Annotated in this window: 11 protein-coding genes and 1 pseudogene; 9 read left to right on the top strand and 3 right to left on the bottom strand. The window is 70.4% G+C overall.

The window, feature by feature from the left end; translation table 11 throughout:
* Positions 1-8 precede the first annotated feature (8 nt).
* From IE264_RS09280 to pssA, 6 genes are all read left to right on the top strand, one after another.
* Entirely contained in the window at positions 9-2,021 is a 2,013-nt protein-coding gene (locus tag IE264_RS09280; protein WP_015612503.1) for an ethylmalonyl-CoA mutase, read from the top strand.
* Positions 2,018-2,992, top strand: coding sequence for an HpcH/HpaI aldolase/citrate lyase family protein (locus IE264_RS09275; RefSeq protein ID WP_031123361.1), 975 nt, complete (start codon positions 2,018-2,020; stop codon positions 2,990-2,992). Before IE264_RS09280 ends, IE264_RS09275 begins: the two co-directional genes overlap by 4 nt.
* A gap of 2 nt (positions 2,993-2,994) precedes the next feature.
* Positions 2,995-3,498, top strand: coding sequence for a MaoC family dehydratase (locus tag IE264_RS09270; protein WP_015612501.1), 504 nt, complete (start codon positions 2,995-2,997; stop codon positions 3,496-3,498).
* 49 nt (positions 3,499-3,547) lie between these two features.
* Positions 3,548-4,753: an acyl-CoA dehydrogenase family protein gene (locus IE264_RS09265; protein ID WP_015612500.1), complete on the top strand. Its 1,206-nt coding sequence runs from the start codon at positions 3,548-3,550 to the stop codon at positions 4,751-4,753.
* Positions 4,754-4,933: 180 nt separating this feature from the next.
* On the top strand, positions 4,934-5,581 hold the full coding sequence (locus tag IE264_RS09260) for a phosphatidylserine decarboxylase (protein WP_015612499.1): 648 nt from the start codon (positions 4,934-4,936) through the stop codon (positions 5,579-5,581).
* A gap of 22 nt (positions 5,582-5,603) precedes the next feature.
* On the top strand, positions 5,604-6,431 hold the full coding sequence (gene pssA, locus IE264_RS09255) for a CDP-diacylglycerol--serine O-phosphatidyltransferase (protein ID WP_032757026.1): 828 nt from the start codon (positions 5,604-5,606) through the stop codon (positions 6,429-6,431).
* Positions 6,432-6,531: 100 nt separating this feature from the next.
* Here pssA and IE264_RS09250 read toward each other — a convergent pair whose 3' ends face one another.
* The 3 genes from IE264_RS09250 to IE264_RS09240 are packed head-to-tail and all read right to left on the bottom strand — an operon-like array spanning position 6,532 to position 9,131.
* Positions 6,532-7,272, bottom strand: coding sequence for a PIG-L family deacetylase (locus IE264_RS09250; protein WP_032757028.1), 741 nt, complete (start codon positions 7,270-7,272; stop codon positions 6,532-6,534).
* A gap of 27 nt (positions 7,273-7,299) precedes the next feature.
* Positions 7,300-7,926 carry a DUF1796 family putative cysteine peptidase gene (locus IE264_RS09245; RefSeq protein WP_032757029.1) on the bottom strand — a complete coding sequence of 209 codons (627 nt, stop codon included), beginning with the start codon at positions 7,924-7,926 and terminating at the stop codon, positions 7,300-7,302.
* A gap of 11 nt (positions 7,927-7,937) precedes the next feature.
* Complete coding sequence (locus tag IE264_RS09240; RefSeq protein WP_032757030.1) at positions 7,938-9,131, bottom strand: class I SAM-dependent methyltransferase; 1,194 nt, start codon at positions 9,129-9,131, stop codon at positions 7,938-7,940.
* Positions 9,132-9,575: 444 nt separating this feature from the next.
* Here IE264_RS09240 and IE264_RS09235 point away from each other — a divergent pair, with 444 nt between their 5' ends.
* The 3 genes and pseudogenes from IE264_RS09235 (at position 9,576) to IE264_RS09225 (ending at position 15,232) form a co-directional block, all read left to right on the top strand.
* The gene (locus IE264_RS09235; protein WP_032757031.1) at positions 9,576-10,418 is read left to right on the top strand and encodes a hypothetical protein; all 843 of its coding nucleotides are present in this window, start codon (positions 9,576-9,578) and stop codon (positions 10,416-10,418) included.
* A 68-nt stretch (positions 10,419-10,486) separates the two neighbouring features.
* Positions 10,487-12,647, top strand: a pseudogene (locus IE264_RS09230) (bifunctional serine/threonine-protein kinase/ABC transporter substrate-binding protein).
* A 221-nt stretch (positions 12,648-12,868) separates the two neighbouring features.
* Positions 12,869-15,232 carry a discoidin domain-containing protein gene (locus IE264_RS09225; protein WP_032757032.1) on the top strand — a complete coding sequence of 788 codons (2,364 nt, stop codon included), beginning with the start codon at positions 12,869-12,871 and terminating at the stop codon, positions 15,230-15,232.
* The last annotated feature ends 32 nt before the right edge of the window (positions 15,233-15,264 follow it).

Genomic DNA, 15,264 nt, shown 5'->3' with positions numbered 1-15,264 from the left:
GTTCTCCGATGAACGAACGTCAGAAGGACCGGCCCTGGCTCATGCGGACGTACGCCGGTCACTCGACCGCCGAGGCGTCCAACGAGCTGTACCGCCGCAACCTCGCCAAGGGCCAGACGGGTCTCTCGGTCGCCTTCGATCTGCCGACGCAGACCGGATACGACCCGGACCACATTCTCGCCCGCGGCGAGGTGGGCCGCGTCGGTGTTCCCGTCTCCCACCTCGGTGACATGCGCCGGCTGTTCCAGGACATCCCCCTGGAGCAGATGAACACCTCGATGACGATCAACGCGACCGCCATGTGGCTGCTGGCGCTCTACCAGGTGGTCGCGGAGGAGCAGGGGGCCGACCCCGACAAGCTCCAGGGGACCACGCAGAACGACATCGTGAAGGAGTACCTCTCGCGCGGGACGCACGTCTTCCCGCCGGTGCCCTCGCTGCGGCTGACCACCGACATGATCACGTACACGGTCAACCGCATCCCCAAGTGGAACCCGATCAACATCTGCAGCTACCACCTCCAGGAGGCGGGGGCCACCCCGGTCCAGGAGATCGCGTACGCCATGTCGACCGCCATCGCGGTGCTCGACGCGGTCCGCGACTCGGGGCAGGTGCCGGAGGAGAAGTTCGGTGATGTGGTCGCCCGGATCTCGTTCTTCGTGAACGCGGGCGTCCGCTTCATCGAGGAGATGTGCAAGATGCGCGCCTTCGGCCGCATCTGGGACCGCGTCACCCGTGAGCGGTACGGCATCACCAACCCCAAGCAGCGCCGCTTCCGCTACGGCGTCCAGGTCAACTCCCTCGGCCTGACCGAGGCGCAGCCGGAGAACAACGTCCAGCGCATCGTGCTGGAGATGCTGGCAGTCACCCTCTCCAAGGACGCCCGCGCCCGCGCCGTGCAGCTCCCCGCCTGGAACGAGGCGCTGGGGCTGCCCCGGCCCTGGGACCAGCAGTGGTCGCTGCGGATCCAGCAGGTGCTGGCGCACGAGAGCGATCTGCTGGAGTACGAGGACATCTTCGCCGGGTCGCACGTCATCGAGGCCAAGGTGGAGTCCCTGGTCGAGGAGTCGCTCGCGGAGATCGACCGGATCCAGCAGATGGGCGGCGCGATGGCGGCCGTCGAGTCCGGCTACCTCAAGTCCGAGCTGGTCTCCTCGCACGCGGCGCGGCGGGCCCGGATCGAGGGCGGCGAGGAGAAGATCGTCGGCGTCAACATCTACGAGACGACCGAACCCAACCCGCTCACCTCCGACCTCGACGGCGCGATCATGACCGTCGACCCCGAGAACGAGGCCCGGGTCGTCGCCGCCCTCCACGAGTGGCGGGACAACCGCGACGAGGCGCGCGCGACGGAGGCGCTGGCCGCGCTGAAGAAGGCCGCCGCGGGCACCGAGAACATGATGGAGGCCACCGTCGAGTGCGCCCGCGCGGGCGTCACCACCGGCGAGTGGTCCTGGGCGCTGCGGGACGTCTTCGGCGAGTTCCGCGCCCCCACCGGGGTCTCCTCGGCCCCGGTCGCGGTCACCGCGGAGGCGGGCACCCCGCTCGCCCTGGTCCGCGAGAAGGTCACCCGCACCGCCGACGAGATGGGCGTGGGACGGCTGCGCCTGCTGGTCGGCAAGCCGGGCCTGGACGGGCACTCCAACGGGGCCGAGCAGATCGCCGTACGGGCGAGGGACGCCGGCTTCGAGGTGGTCTACCAGGGGATCCGGCTGACCCCCGAGCAGATCACCGACGCGGCGATCGCCGAGGACGTGCACTGCGTGGGGCTGTCGATCCTGTCCGGCTCACACGCGGAGCTGGTGCCCGATGTGCTGCACCGGCTGCGCGAGGCCGGGGCGCCGGACATTCCGGTGATCGCGGGCGGCATCATCCCACCGGCCGACGCGGCTGCGCTCATCGAAGCCGGTGTGGCCGCCGTCTTCACCCCGAAGGACTTCGGTATCACGGAGATCATCGGCCGTATCGTCGACGAGATCCGGAAAGCGAACAAGCTCGACCCTCTGGAGGTCTCCGCATGACCACGCCCACCACCCCCGTGAACCGGCTGCGCCCCCGGCGTTCGTGTCTGGCCGTGCCGGGTTCCAACCCGCGCTTCCTGGAGAAGGCCCAGGGCCTCCCGGCCGACCAGGTCTTCCTGGACCTGGAGGACGCCTGTGCGCCCCTCGCCAAGGAGGGCGCCCGCCACCACATCGTGGACGCGCTGAACAACGGTGACTGGAGCGGCAAGACCCGGGTCGTCCGGGTCAACGACTGGACGACGCACTGGACGTACCGGGACGTCATCACGGTCGTCGAGGGCGCGGGCCCCAACCTCGACTGCATCATGCTGCCGAAGGTCCAGGACGCCCAGCAGGTTGTGGCGCTGGACCTGCTGCTGACCCAGATCGAGAAGACGATGGGCTTCGAGGTCGGGAAGATCGGCATCGAGGCGCAGATCGAGAACGCCAAGGGCCTGGTGAACATCGACGACATCGCCGCCGCCTCGCCCCGCCTGGAGACGCTGATCTTCGGCCCGGCCGACTTCATGGCCTCGATCAACATGAAGACCCTGGTCGTCGGCCAGCAGCCGCCCGGCTACCCGGCGGACGCGTACCACTACATCCTGATGCGCATCCTGATGGCGGCCCGTACGCACGATCTCCAGGCGATCGACGGCCCGTTCCTCCAGATCCGTGACGTGGACGCCTACCGCGAGGTGGCCGGCCGCGCCGCCGCCCTCGGCTTCGACGGCAAGTGGGTGCTGCACCCGGGTCAGGTCGACGCGGCCAACGAGGTGTTCTCGCCCTCGCAGGAGGACTACGACCACGCCGAGCTGATCCTCGACGCCTACGACTGGTGCACCTCCGAGGAGGGCGGCAAGAAGGGCTCCGCGATGCTCGGCGACGAGATGATCGACGAGGCCAGCCGCAAGATGGCCCTGGTCATCGCGGGCAAGGGCCGGGCCGCCGGAATGCAGCGCACCTCCAAGTTCGAAGCCCCGGAGGCCTGATCATGCAGTTCGGACGCACCTTTGAGGAGTTCGAGGTCGGTGCCGTCTACAAGCACTGGCCCGGAAAGACGGTCACGGAATACGACGACCACCTCTTCTGCCTGCTGACCATGAATCACCATCCGCTCCACATGGACAGCAACTACGCGGAGAGCACGACCGACTTCGGGAAGAACGTCGTCGTCGGGAACTACGTCTACTCGCTGCTGCTCGGCATGTCGGTGCCGGACGTCTCCGGAAAGGCCATCGCCAACCTGGAGGTCGAATCGCTCAAGCACATCGCGCCAACCTTCCACGGCGACACGATCTACGGCGAGACGACCGTGCTGGACAAGACGCCTTCGAAGTCGAAGAACGACCGCGGGATCGTTTACGTGGAGACCAAGGGTTACAAGCAGGACGGCACGGTCGTCTGCGTGTTCCGGCGCAAGGTGATGGTCCCCACCGAGACGTACATCAAGGAGCGCGGCGGGGAACAGCCCGGCCGCCCGACGCCCGCCAAGTAACTGTCTGAAGCCTTAAGGCCATCCGCGTGAAGCCACAGGAGAAGCAGCCATGACGCGACTCGCCCAGACCGCCGGTCTGAACGACATCCAGCGGGAAATCCTTGCCACGGTCCGGGATTTCGTCGACAAGGAGATCATTCCGGTCGCGACCCAGCTGGAGCACCGCGACGAGTACCCCACGGAAATCGTGGAGGGGCTCAAGGAACTCGGCCTGTTCGGGCTGATGATCCCCGAGGAGTACGGGGGTCTGGGAGAGTCGCTGCTCACCTACGCGCTGTGCGTGGAGGAGATCGCGCGCGGCTGGATGAGCGTGTCGGGGATCATCAACACGCATTTCATCGTGGCCTACATGCTCAAGCAGCACGGCACCCAGGAGCAGAGGGACACGTTCCTGCCGCGGATGGCGCTGGGCGAGGTGCGGGGCGCGTTCTCGATGTCGGAGCCGGCGCTCGGTTCCGATGTCTCGGCGATCTCGTCGAAGGGCGTCAGGGACGGCGACGAGTACGTTCTCAACGGCCAGAAGATGTGGCTGACCAACGGCGGAACGTCCAATCTGGTGGCCGTTCTCTGCCGGAGTGACGAAGGCCACCCCGAGGGCACCCCGCCCCACAAGTCGATGACGACCTTCCTCATCGAGAAGGAGCCCGGCTTCGGAGAGGTCCGGCCCGGCCTGACCATCCCCGGGAAGATCGACAAGATGGGCTACAAGGGCGTCGACACGACCGAGCTCATCATGGACGACCTGCGCATTCCGGCCAATCGGGTCCTCGGGGGCACGACCGGCCGAGGGTTTTACCAAATGATGGACGGTGTCGAGGTCGGCCGGGTGAATGTCGCCGCACGTGGTTGCGGCGTCGCTCAGCGTGCATTCGAGCTGGGTGTTTCGTACGCCCAGCAGCGCCACACCTTCGGCAAACCGATCGCGGAGCACCAGGCGATCCAGTTCAAATTGGCTGAAATGGCCACCAAGGTCGAAGCCGCCCATGCGATGATGGTGAATGCGGCACGCAAAAAGGACTCCGGGGAACGTAACGACCTGGAGGCAGGGATGGCGAAGTACCTCGCCTCCGAGTACTGCAAGGAAGTCGTCGAGGACGCCTTCCGTATCCACGGCGGTTACGGCTTCTCCAAGGAGTACGAGATCGAGCGCCTCTACCGCGAGGCCCCGATGCTGCTGATCGGTGAAGGTACCGCCGAGATCCAGAAAATGATCATTGGCCGGCGACTCCTGGAGGAGTACCGATTCCAGGGCTGATTGTCCGATTCAGGGTGATTTGGTGGCGAAGAACATCACACCGGGTCACCCTCGACGGGCGGCGTTCGACAGTCCGACTCGGCTGCTGGCTTGCCCAGTTGCGCCCGGCAACCGATAGCATCTTCGGAAAGCCGCCGTCCCCCGTTGCCAGCGCGGCATCATCCGCTACGAAGGTCATCCATGCCCGACAGCCCTACCTCCGCACCCCGCGGCGGGGTCCGCATCGCACGCGGAGCATCGCCGTGGCTCCTCCCGACCGTCGCCACCGCAGCCCTCAGCCTCGCTCGCGCCCGCAAGTCCGGGCGCTGGGCAGCAGTGGCTGTGCCCACCACCGCGCTCGCGGCGGGCATGCTGTGGTTCTTCCGTGACCCCGAGCGCGAGATCGCCGAAGGCCGGGTCATCTCCCCGGCCGACGGTGTGGTGCAGAGCATCATGCCGTGGAAGGACGGGCGCACCCGGGTCGCCATCTTCATGAGCCCGCTCAACGTCCACGTCAACCGCGCACCGCTGGCGGGCACCGTGACGTCGGTCGAGCACATCCCGGGCGGGTTCGTCCCGGCGTTCAACAAGGAGAGCGAGAACAACGAGCGCGTTGTCTGGCACTTCGACACCGAGCTCGGCGACATCGAGATGGTGCAGATCGCAGGAGCGGTCGCCCGTCGGATCGTGCCGTACCTCCCCCAGGGCACGAAGGTGGAGCAGGGCGAGCGCATCGGCCTGATCCGCTTCGGCTCGCGCGTCGACATCTACCTTCCGGAAGGTATCGATGTCGCGGTCGAGGTCGGCCAGGCCACCACCGCGGGGGTGACTCGAATTGACCGTAGTTGATCCGGATACCAAGGTCGGCTGGGTGCCGGAAGCCGACGAGGAGAGCGACGCCGACGGCGCGGAGGACATGCCGCTGTCGATGCGGCTGTCGATAGCGGACACGCTCACCCTCGGTAACGCCACGTGCGGATTCATGGCGGTGTACTTCACCACCACCGGGATCCTCATCCCGCACCTCACGGGCAGCGAGGAGACGGGCATGGCCCGCCACTCGGCGGCCACCGCCGTGATCCTCATGCTGATGGCGGCGATCTTCGACCTCTTCGACGGGCTCGTGGCACGCAAGCTGCGCTCCTCGCCGATGGGTGCCGAGCTGGACAACCTCTCCGACCTCATCAGCTTCGGGCTCGCCCCGGCCTACTTCGTGCTCGTGTACGGGATGGTCGCGGACGACGCCCACCAGCGGGTGTCGGCGCTGGCGGCGATCGTCGTGCTGCTGGCGGTGGTGCTCAGGCTGGCCAGATTCTCCTGTGTGACCTTGAAGGACGGCATGTTCCAGGGCATGCCGAGCCCCTTCGGAGCGCTGACGGTCGTCTCGATCGTGCTCCTGGAGCTGCCCTTCGTCCCGACGCTGCTCGCGATCATCGGAGTGGCGTGGCTGATGGTGAGCCGGGTCGAGTACCCCAAGCCGCGGGGCATCCTCGCGGTGGCGATGCTCAGCTGGATCGTGGGCGCGATGGGGCTGCTCGCCGCGTGGGCGTTCGACGCGCCGGGCGGTCAGCTGCTGCTCCAGACCGGCTGTGCGCTCCAGGTCGTCCTCGGTGCGGTGATCCCGCTCTTCGCCACGGCGCGACGGGTCAACACGTTCCGTGACAACCGGCGTGAGGCGCGGGCGGCGCAGCTGCCGTAGCGGTACGTACGCAGCGATACGAACACAGCGTTACGCATGCAGAACAGGGCGAAGGCCCGGATGCTCCCCGGCATCCGGGCCTTCGTGCGTTCCGGGGCGCTCAGCCTTGAGGTGCCAGGCTCCAGATCAGCTCGGCGCGCAGAGGGCCGGACCTGGCGAGAAAGTTCCCGTGGTCGGGGGCGAGCGCGGCGAGCTGGGAGGCGTGGCTGAGGACCGCCGCGCGCTTGGCGGCCCACTGCTCGTCGGAGAGCACCAGCTCGCGCTCGACGGTGACCCGGTGGCGGCGGGTGAGCTCCTGGTAGGCGGTGCCCCACTTCTGGCTCGCGGCCAGTGCCCCGGACGCCTCGGGCGTGCCCCACTCCGGCAGGTGCCCGGTGTAGGGCAGGTCGGCGTAGACCCAGGGGACGGGCGCTCCGGCCGCCGCGAGGGCGCGTTCGGCGCGGAGCCGGACGGCCTCGTGGTCGGGCTGGTTGGTGCCGAGCGGGACGAGGACCCGGGTGGTGGGGGCGAGGGTGCCCAGGAGGGCGTCGAGCGCGTCCGGTCCGTCGCCCTCGGTGACGTACGGGCCGTCGGGGTGGTCGATCAGGACCTGCTCGGCGCCCAGCAGCTCGCAGGCGCGGGCGTCCTCGGCGCTGCGGACCCGGTGGGCCTCGGCGGCGGTGGTGAAGCCGCAGACGCTGTCCCACCAGGAGACGGGGGCGCCGGGCGGCGGGGGCCCGCCGTGGACGGTGACGACGGCGAGGGGGCCGGGCAGGGTGGGCAGCAGCCCGGCGAGGGAGAGCGCGGCGTCGTCGAAGTGCGGGGAGACGACGAGGGTGCGCCAGGGGGGCGGTACGGGCACGGTTCCTCCGGAGGGATGGGGGTGGTCTCAGGGCGCCGGCGCTGGGGCCCGGGGGATGTCCAGCGGGGCGAGGGCGGTGTCCCAGGCCGTGTCGCTGCCCTCCCAGCGGCCCGGCTGGGCGGCGACGGTGGACCAGGTGATGCCGGGCGGGAGCGCGACGGAGTCCTCCGGGGGCGTACGGCGCAGCCAGAGGAGATCAAAGGCGTGGTCCGGGTAGCGGGAGCGCAGGAGGCCGTGCAGGGCCGCCAGGTCGTCGGCGCCGCTCTCGTCGAACGCGTCGTGGTGGACGTACAGGACGCGGGAGCGGGAGGCCGTCAGCGCCCGCCAGCGGTCGGCGAGGTACGCGAACTTCTCCCGGACCCCGGAATGCTGTTCGGCGATGAGCGCCGGGGTCAGCGGGGTGCCTTCCGGGGCGTGGAAGTCGTGGAAGAAGCGGATGTTCGAGCCCCGGTCCCGTACGCAGAGGCCGTTGCTGAACGGTTCGCTCAGGCCGGGGCGGAGTACGTTGGCGAAGTCGGCCTCGATGATCTCCCGCACGGCGACGAGGTCGAGGTCGAGCCAGTCGAAGAAGTGGGCGCGCTCGACGCCCGTGATGCGGCGGAGCTGGTAGGTCGACTCGCAGTGGTAGCCGAGCCCGACACAGACGTCGTACATGGCCGGCTCCGTCAGACGCCGGTGCGCCGCAGCAGGACGCCGATGCTGCCGCGTTTGCTGAGGTAGGCGCGGCCGCCGCAGACGGTCTCCAGCGCCGGGGCGACGAGCGGGGTCTTGTCCGCCCTCTCCCAGTGCGGGGCGCTCTCCAGCCAGGGGGTCAGCCGGGTGGCGAGCGTCTCGGGTTCGAGGGCGACGAAGACCAGGTCGGCCGGGAGGCGGTCCAGCAGGGTGAGGTCCTGGCCGTAGTAGAGCATCTCGATCAGGAGGTAGGCCGCCCCGGGCAGCTCCGGCCTGGCGGCCAGCTCCTCCAGGGAGGCGGGGTGGACCCGGGCTGTCTCTCCGACGGCGTGGGTCAGCCGGCGGCGGAAGGCGGGGTTGGGTTCGGTCGCGTGGACGGTGAAGCCCTTCTCCGCGAGCCGGGTGGTGAGCGCGCCTTCGCAGGCACCGACCTCGACGAGGGGGCCGCTGCCGGGCGGACAGTGTCCGGCGATCCACGCGACGGTGGAGTCCAGCCGCTCCGCCTCGTACGCGGAGGTGGCGAACTCCCACGGGTCGGGCACCGAGGCCGCGTCCTCGTCGAGGCTGGCCAGAAGCGCGAACAGCCGCTCGCGCTCCTCGGGCCCCGCGGAGAAGAACCGCTCGGTGGCATGGACCCGCCCGGTCGCGACGACGTGTTCGGCGGATTCGGTGCGCAGCAGGTGGCCGCAGTGCCGGTTGACGAAGGCGAGTTTGGCCTCGGCCCCGGCGCGGTCCAGCGGCCGGTCGAGGTCGCTGATGAACTGGAGGTACGGGGAGTGGCCGACGGCGTGCAGGACGGGCGGCCCGTCCGGGGCGACGGCGGCAGCGGCGTCCCGGCCGAGGCGGCCCCTGCTGCGCCGGGTGTCGGCGGGCGAGTGGGTCCAGACCTGGGCCGGGCCGCCCTGGGCCGGGCCGCCCTGGGCCGCCGCCTCGATCAGGGCGGCCAGCGCCGCCGGACCGGGCGATGCGGCGCTCTCGTCGACGGGCCGGACGTGCCGGGCGACGGCGTCGAGGCGCTCGGCGGTCGGAAGGCCCGCGGGGAGCACCAGGTGTTCGGCCGTGTCGCCGAACAGGACGTGGACCTCGGGGGATTCGTCCTGCCGACCGGTCGGCCCGGGGGCGGTGAGCACGGAGAGGAAGTCCAGAACGGCGTCCTCGGCCCTGAGCACGGCCACGATGTCGATCACGGGATGGATCCCCTCAGCAGAAGCGTGGGCAAGCGGCGGAAGCCCGGGCGGAAACGGCACGGCACGCAGCGCGGCGGCCCCGGGCCCGGAGTCGAGCTAACCACCACCACCCCAGGTGGTCCAGACCAATTTTCCGCCGAACACGGAACCCGTACACGGTGATTACAGGGCGGCCGACTGCCCGCCACCGCCCCCGCCGTACGGGAGTTGAGCCAGTGCACCATGACCTGATTTCAGCCACCGGGACCCGCAGCCGCTGTCATTTACCACGGACCGCTCCCCCGCACCAGAGGCGAACCCCTCCCGATGGCTGAGAAGTTCCGGCAGCGGGATGAGTACCGGGTTCCCGTCAACCCGGCGCGCCGGGCTTCTAGAATCGCCTCGCACCCGACGCCCCGGCCACCTCGGACGGGGCGCGGAGCGGGGGACGACGGGGGTCCGGCGATGAAGCACAGGCATAACGGGGCACGTGTGGTGGCGGTCGCGGCGGCGGGGGTCCTGCTGGCCGGCTGCGGCGGCTCGGGGACGAAGACCGGGGAGGGCCCGGATCCGAAGCCGTCGGCCTCCGTGCGGCAGGCCGGGGAGCCGGCCGACCCGTCCGGGACGCCCGATCCGACGAAGCCCGAGGAGACGAAGGAGCCGGGTGCGCTGCCCAGCGCGTACGAGTTCACTCCCGACCCGGCCCGGGTCCCGAAGACGGCGGCGGAGGCCCGCAGGCTGACGCGTAACGCCGCTCTCGGGGAGGCCGACTGGACGGCGGGCATGGTGCGCGGGACGCCGTACGAGACCGCCGGGACCTGGACCGTACTGGCCGATTCCTGTGTCTGGAGCCGGAGCGCGCTGCCCGACGGAGTGCTCGACTCCTTCACCCGGCGGCTCGACGTCCCGGCCCAGGACGGCAAGGAGCGGGTCCGGGGGTCGGTGACCGTGACGGTGCACAGGACCGTCGAGGACGCCGACCGGGAGATCAAGGACACCGTCCAGGAGAGCTTCCGCTGCCCGGCGCAGGAACTGGGCGGCGGTCAGCGGCTGAGCGGGCTGATGTCCCTGCAGTTCGACCAGAAGGACGTGCGCAACGCGGACGCCTCACTGTTCGAGGCGGGGAAGTTCACCGGTCCTGATTCGGGCGGGACCCAGGACTACGTCTGGTCCAAGTCCCGGATCGGGCCGGTCACCACGGCCGTCTCGGTCAAGGGCGCCGAGGGCTACCAGAATTCCGACCTGCTGCGCATCGCGGCCGAGGGCGGCGCCAAGGTGCTCTACCGCGTCGAGCTGGAGCTGAAGTGAGCGTCGGACCGGTCCTGTTGGAGAAAGCGCCTGAGGGCGCACGGCACGATTCGGGGACGTAACACCTCATGGAACCACTCCGCTCCACCGACCCGGCGCGGATCGCCGGGTACCGCATCCTCGGCCGGCTCGGTGCCGGGGGCATGGGCGTGGTCCTGCTGGGCCGGTCGCCCGGCGGCGCGCTGGTGGCCATCAAGCTGATCCGGGCCGAGTACGCGGACGACGCCGGGTTCCGTACCCGGTTCCGGCGCGAGGTGGCGATCGCCCGGCAGGTGCGCAACCGGTGGGCGGTGCCGGTGGTCGACGCCGACACCGAGGCGGGCGCGCCGTGGCTGGCCACCGAGTTCGTGCCGGGGCCCGCGCTGAGCGAGGCGGTTGGGGGGCGGGGCGCCGCTGCCCGAGCGCAGTGTGCGGGCGCTCGGCTCGATGCTGGCGGAGGCGCTGGAAGCCGTCCACGGGGCGGGGCTGGTGCACCGGGACGTGAAGCCCGGGAACGTTCTGCTGGGCCTCGACGGTCCCCGGCTGATCGACTTCGGGATCGCGCGGGCCCTGGACGACACGGTCCTCACGGCGACGGACGCGATCGTCGGTTCGCCCGGCTTCCTCTCGCCGGAGCAGGCGCAGGGGCGGCGGATCGGTCCGCCGAGCGACGTCTTCTCGCTGGGCTGTGTCCTGGTGTACGCGGCGACCGGCGGGCGGCCGTTCGGCAGCGGCCCGGTGGAGGCGATGCTCTTCCGTACGGTCCATGACCCGGCGGAGCTGGGCGCGCTGCCGCCCGGGCTGCTGCCGGTCGTGGAGGCGTGCCTGTCGAAGGAGCCGGCGGGGCGGCCGACCGCCGGGGACATCCGGCGGGCCTTCGCCGAGGACGCGTCGGGGGGCAGCTGGCTGCCCGGCCCGGTGACCCATCTGATCGCCGAGCGCTCCGCGCGGATGCTGGCCCTCCCCGACATCGAGGCGACCAGCCTGGACGCCGGGTCCACGGTGGAGACCGGTGCCGCGAGCCGGGACACAACAGCCCTCCCGGCGCCCCCCGGGCGGCGGCGCTTCCTCGCGTACGTCACCGGCGGCGCGGTCCTCGCCGCCGCGGGCGGGACCACCGCCTGGCTGGCCGCGTTCGGGGGCGGGAAGGACCCGGGCGGGGACGGCAAGGAGGGCGGGGAGACGGCGGCGGCCCGGCCGGAGCTGCACATCGGGCTGCAGGCCGATCTCAGCGGCCCCTCGGCGGCCACCGGCAAGGGCCAGGAGCGGGCGGCGCTCCTGGCGGTCGAGGAGCACAACGCCCGCAAGGACGCGCCGTTCACCCTGCGCCTGACCACGGCCGACGACGGCGGCGACGAGGAGCGGGCGAAGGCCGCGGTGCGGCGGTTCGCCGAGGATCCGCTGCTGGTGGCGGCCATCGGGGCGACCGGCACGGACGCGGCGCGCGAGGCGCTGGTCGCGTACGACGAGGCGGCGCTGCCGCTGCTCAGCGTGGTCGACGGGGACACCAGGAACCTGAACCGGATCTTCCTCTGCGCCCGCCCGCGCAACGACATGCAGATGCTGCCGGTGGCGCAGTTCCTGGGGGCGTACGAGATCGACGCCGTGGCGCTGGTGGACGACGGGACCGAGTACGGCCGGCAGACCACGCGGTTCCTGGACGCGGGGCTGCGGGGCAACGGGCGGACGGTGCTCGCGGAGACCGTGCGGGAGGGCACCCGTGATCTGGACGCCGAGGCGGAGCGGATCGTCGCGAAGAAGCCGGGGGCGGTGGTGTACGGGGGCGGGTGGCGGGACGCGGGCCGGTTCGCGCGGGCGCTGACCAGGGCGGGGTTCCTGGGGCCGAAGATCGGGACCCAGGCCGTGCACGATCCCCGGTTCCTGGCGGAGGCGGGCGAGGACGCGGCGGGGTGGCTGGTCGTGTCGACGGCCGCCGACCCCGCCTCCGTACCCTCGGTGCACCCCTTCGCGGCCGGCTACCGCAAGCGTTTCGACAGTGCGCCGCCGCTGCTCGCTGCCGAGGCGTACGACGCGGTCGGGCTGATCGCGGCCTGCGCGGAGGGGCTGGGCCGGGAGACGGTGACGCGTCAGGACATGCTGCCCGTGCTGCGGTCGACGCGGTACAAGGGCGTATCCAAGAGCTATGCGTTCGAGCCCGCGAACGGGATGTACACCGGCACCGGGGTCTTCATCTACCGCGTGGAGCGAGGGCGCTTCCGGTACATCGGAATGGACGGCCGCGAGGTCTGAGCATCGCCCCTGGAGGTGGGGCCGGTTGATCGTCCGTCAGAGGTGAGGGCGCGTCACATTCCTCCTTGAGTCGCTAATTTGAGCGTCCAGGGCAATATTTTGCGCACCGGCATAGACTTCCTTGCGGGGTCTCTCCTAGCCTCAGGGCGTCCGCAGAGCCCCCGAGCCGCAAGGACGGACCTCCCGTGACCCCCCCCCCACCACCCCCACGCCCCGGCCGCATGCTGCGGCGATCCCTGTCCGCCTCCCTGGCGCTGGCCCTCACCGCGCTGGCCGCCGCCACCACGCTCGTCGTGGCCGGTGCGCCGCCCGCCGCGGCCGCCGCCGTCCCCGCACCCTCCCCGCTGAACGTCCCCGGACGCGGGGCGAGTGTCCCGTTCAAGGAGCAGGAGGCCGAGTACGCCGCGACCAACGGCACGCTCATCGGGCCGAACCGGCTCTACGGCTCACTGCCCTCGGAGGCCTCGGGCCGCCAGGCCGTCACGCTCGACGCGGTCGGTGAGTACGTGGAGTTCACACTCACCGCACCGGCGAACGCGATGACCTTCCGCTACTCACTGCCGGACAACGCCGCCGGGACGGGCCGGGACGCCTCGATCGACGTGCGGGTCAACGGAGCACAGCTCAAGAGCGTGCCCGTGACCTCGAAGTACGGCTGGTACTACGGGGGTTACCCTTTCAACAACAACCCCGGCGACACCAACCCGCACCACTTCTACGACGAGACCCGGACGATGTTCGGCTCCACCCTGGCGGCCGGCACCAAGGTCCGCCTCCAGGTCTCCTCCACCGCGCAGTCCCCCACGTTCACCATCGACCTCGCCGACTTCGAGCAGGTCGCCGCGCCCATCGGCAAGCCCTCCGGGGCGCTGGACGTGGTGAGCGACTTCGGTGCCGACCCGACCGGCGCCGCGGACGCCACGGCGAAGATCCAGGCGGCGGTGGACGCGGGCCGCACCCAGGGCCGGGAGGTGTACATCCCGCAGGGGACCTTCAAGGTCCAGGACCACATCATCGTCGACAAGGTGACGCTGCGCGGGGCGGGCCCCTGGTACAGCGTGCTGACCGGCCGGCATCCCACGGAGCGCAACAAGGCCGTCGGCGTCTACGGCAAGTACGCCTCCCAGGGCGGCAGTTCGAACGTGACGCTCAAGGACTTCGCGATCATCGGCGACATCCGGGAACGGATCGACGACGACCAGGTGAACGCCATCGGCGGCTCCCTGTCCGACTCGGTCGTCGACAACCTCTGGCTCCAGCACACCAAGTGCGGCGCCTGGCTGACCGGCCCGATGAACAACTTCACCATGAAGAACACCCGGATCCTGGACCAGACGGCCGACGGGGTGAACTTCCACTACGGCGTCACCAACTCCACCGTCACCAACACCTTCGTCCGCAACAGCGGTGACGACGGGCTCGCCATGTGGGCGGAGAACATCCCGAACGTGAACAACAAGTTCACGTTCAACACCGTCATCCTGCCGATCCTGGCGAACAACATCGTGACCTACGGCGGCAAGGACATCACGATCTCCGACAACGTCATGTCGGACTCCATCACCAACGGTGGCGGCCTGCACATCGCCAACCGCTACCCCGGGGTCAACTCCGGCCGGGGAACGGCTGTTTCGGGGACGCACACCGCCGCCCGCAACACCCTCATCCGGACCGGGAACAACGACTTCAACTGGCAGTTCGGGGTCGGCGCGGTCTGGTTCAGCGGTCTCAACGAACCGATCCAGGGCGCCACGATCAATGTCACCGACACCGAGATCCTGGACAGCTCCTACGCCGCGATCCACCTGATCGAGGGCGCGAGCAACGGGCTCAACTTCAACCGGGTGAAGATCGACGGGGCGGGGACCTACGCGCTCCAGATCCAGTCGCCGGGCCGGGCGACGTTCACCGATGTCGTCGCCACCAACATCGCCCAGTCCAACCCGATCCACAACTGTGTCGGCGCGGGCTTCCAGATCACCCGGGGCTCCGGCAACTCCGGCTGGTACGCCGATCCGCCCGCCTGCACGGGCGTCTGGCCGCCCCCGGTGTGGACCAACGGCGGGGTCCCCGGAGGCGGCCCCGGCGGCCCGACCGACCCGCCCGGCCCCACGGACCCGCCGGGTCCCACCGACCCGCCCGGCCCGACCGACCCGCCGGAGGAGACCGGCAACCTCGCGCAGGGGCGTGCGGTGACGGCGAGCAGTCACGTCGACGTGTACGGCGCCCAGAACGCGGTGGACGGGAACCCGAACACGTACTGGGAGAGCCGTAACAACGCCTTCCCGCAGACCCTCACCGTCGACCTGGGCGCGGCGAAGACCGTCAAGCGGGTGGTGCTGAAGCTGCCCCCGGCGGCCGCCTGGGCGACGCGCACCCAGACCCTGAGCGTGCTGGGGTCCACCGACAACTCCACGTACAACACCCTGAAGGCGTCGGCGGGTTACGGCTTCAACCCGTCGAGCGGCAACACGGCCACCGTCACACTGCCCGGAACCTCTGCCCGCTATCTGCGGCTGACGTTCACCGGCAACACCGGCTGGCCGGCCGCGCAGCTCTCGGAGGTGGAGGCGTACACCAGCTGAGCAGGGCAAGGGTGTGGGCCCGGCCGCAGGAC

Source organism: Streptomyces microflavus (assembly GCF_014650075.1).
GTDB lineage: Bacteria > Actinomycetota > Actinomycetes > Streptomycetales > Streptomycetaceae > Streptomyces > Streptomyces microflavus.
Note: the sequence above shows the minus strand (reverse complement) of the source record. Positions and strands in the feature narration are given on the sequence as shown.

Coding starts and splice junctions, on each gene's coding strand:
- IE264_RS09245 (WP_032757029.1), bottom strand. CDS start 7,926: ATGTACGACGTCTGTGTCGGGCTCGGCTACCACTGCGAGTCGACCTAC.
- IE264_RS09225 (WP_032757032.1), top strand. CDS start 12,869: ATGCTGCGGCGATCCCTGTCCGCCTCCCTGGCGCTGGCCCTCACCGCG.
- IE264_RS09235 (WP_032757031.1), top strand. CDS start 9,576: ATGAAGCACAGGCATAACGGGGCACGTGTGGTGGCGGTCGCGGCGGCG.
- IE264_RS09260 (WP_015612499.1), top strand. CDS start 4,934: ATGCCCGACAGCCCTACCTCCGCACCCCGCGGCGGGGTCCGCATCGCA.
- IE264_RS09270 (WP_015612501.1), top strand. CDS start 2,995: ATGCAGTTCGGACGCACCTTTGAGGAGTTCGAGGTCGGTGCCGTCTAC.
- IE264_RS09275 (WP_031123361.1), top strand. CDS start 2,018: ATGACCACGCCCACCACCCCCGTGAACCGGCTGCGCCCCCGGCGTTCG.
- IE264_RS09265 (WP_015612500.1), top strand. CDS start 3,548: ATGACGCGACTCGCCCAGACCGCCGGTCTGAACGACATCCAGCGGGAA.
- IE264_RS09280 (WP_015612503.1), top strand. CDS start 9: ATGAACGAACGTCAGAAGGACCGGCCCTGGCTCATGCGGACGTACGCC.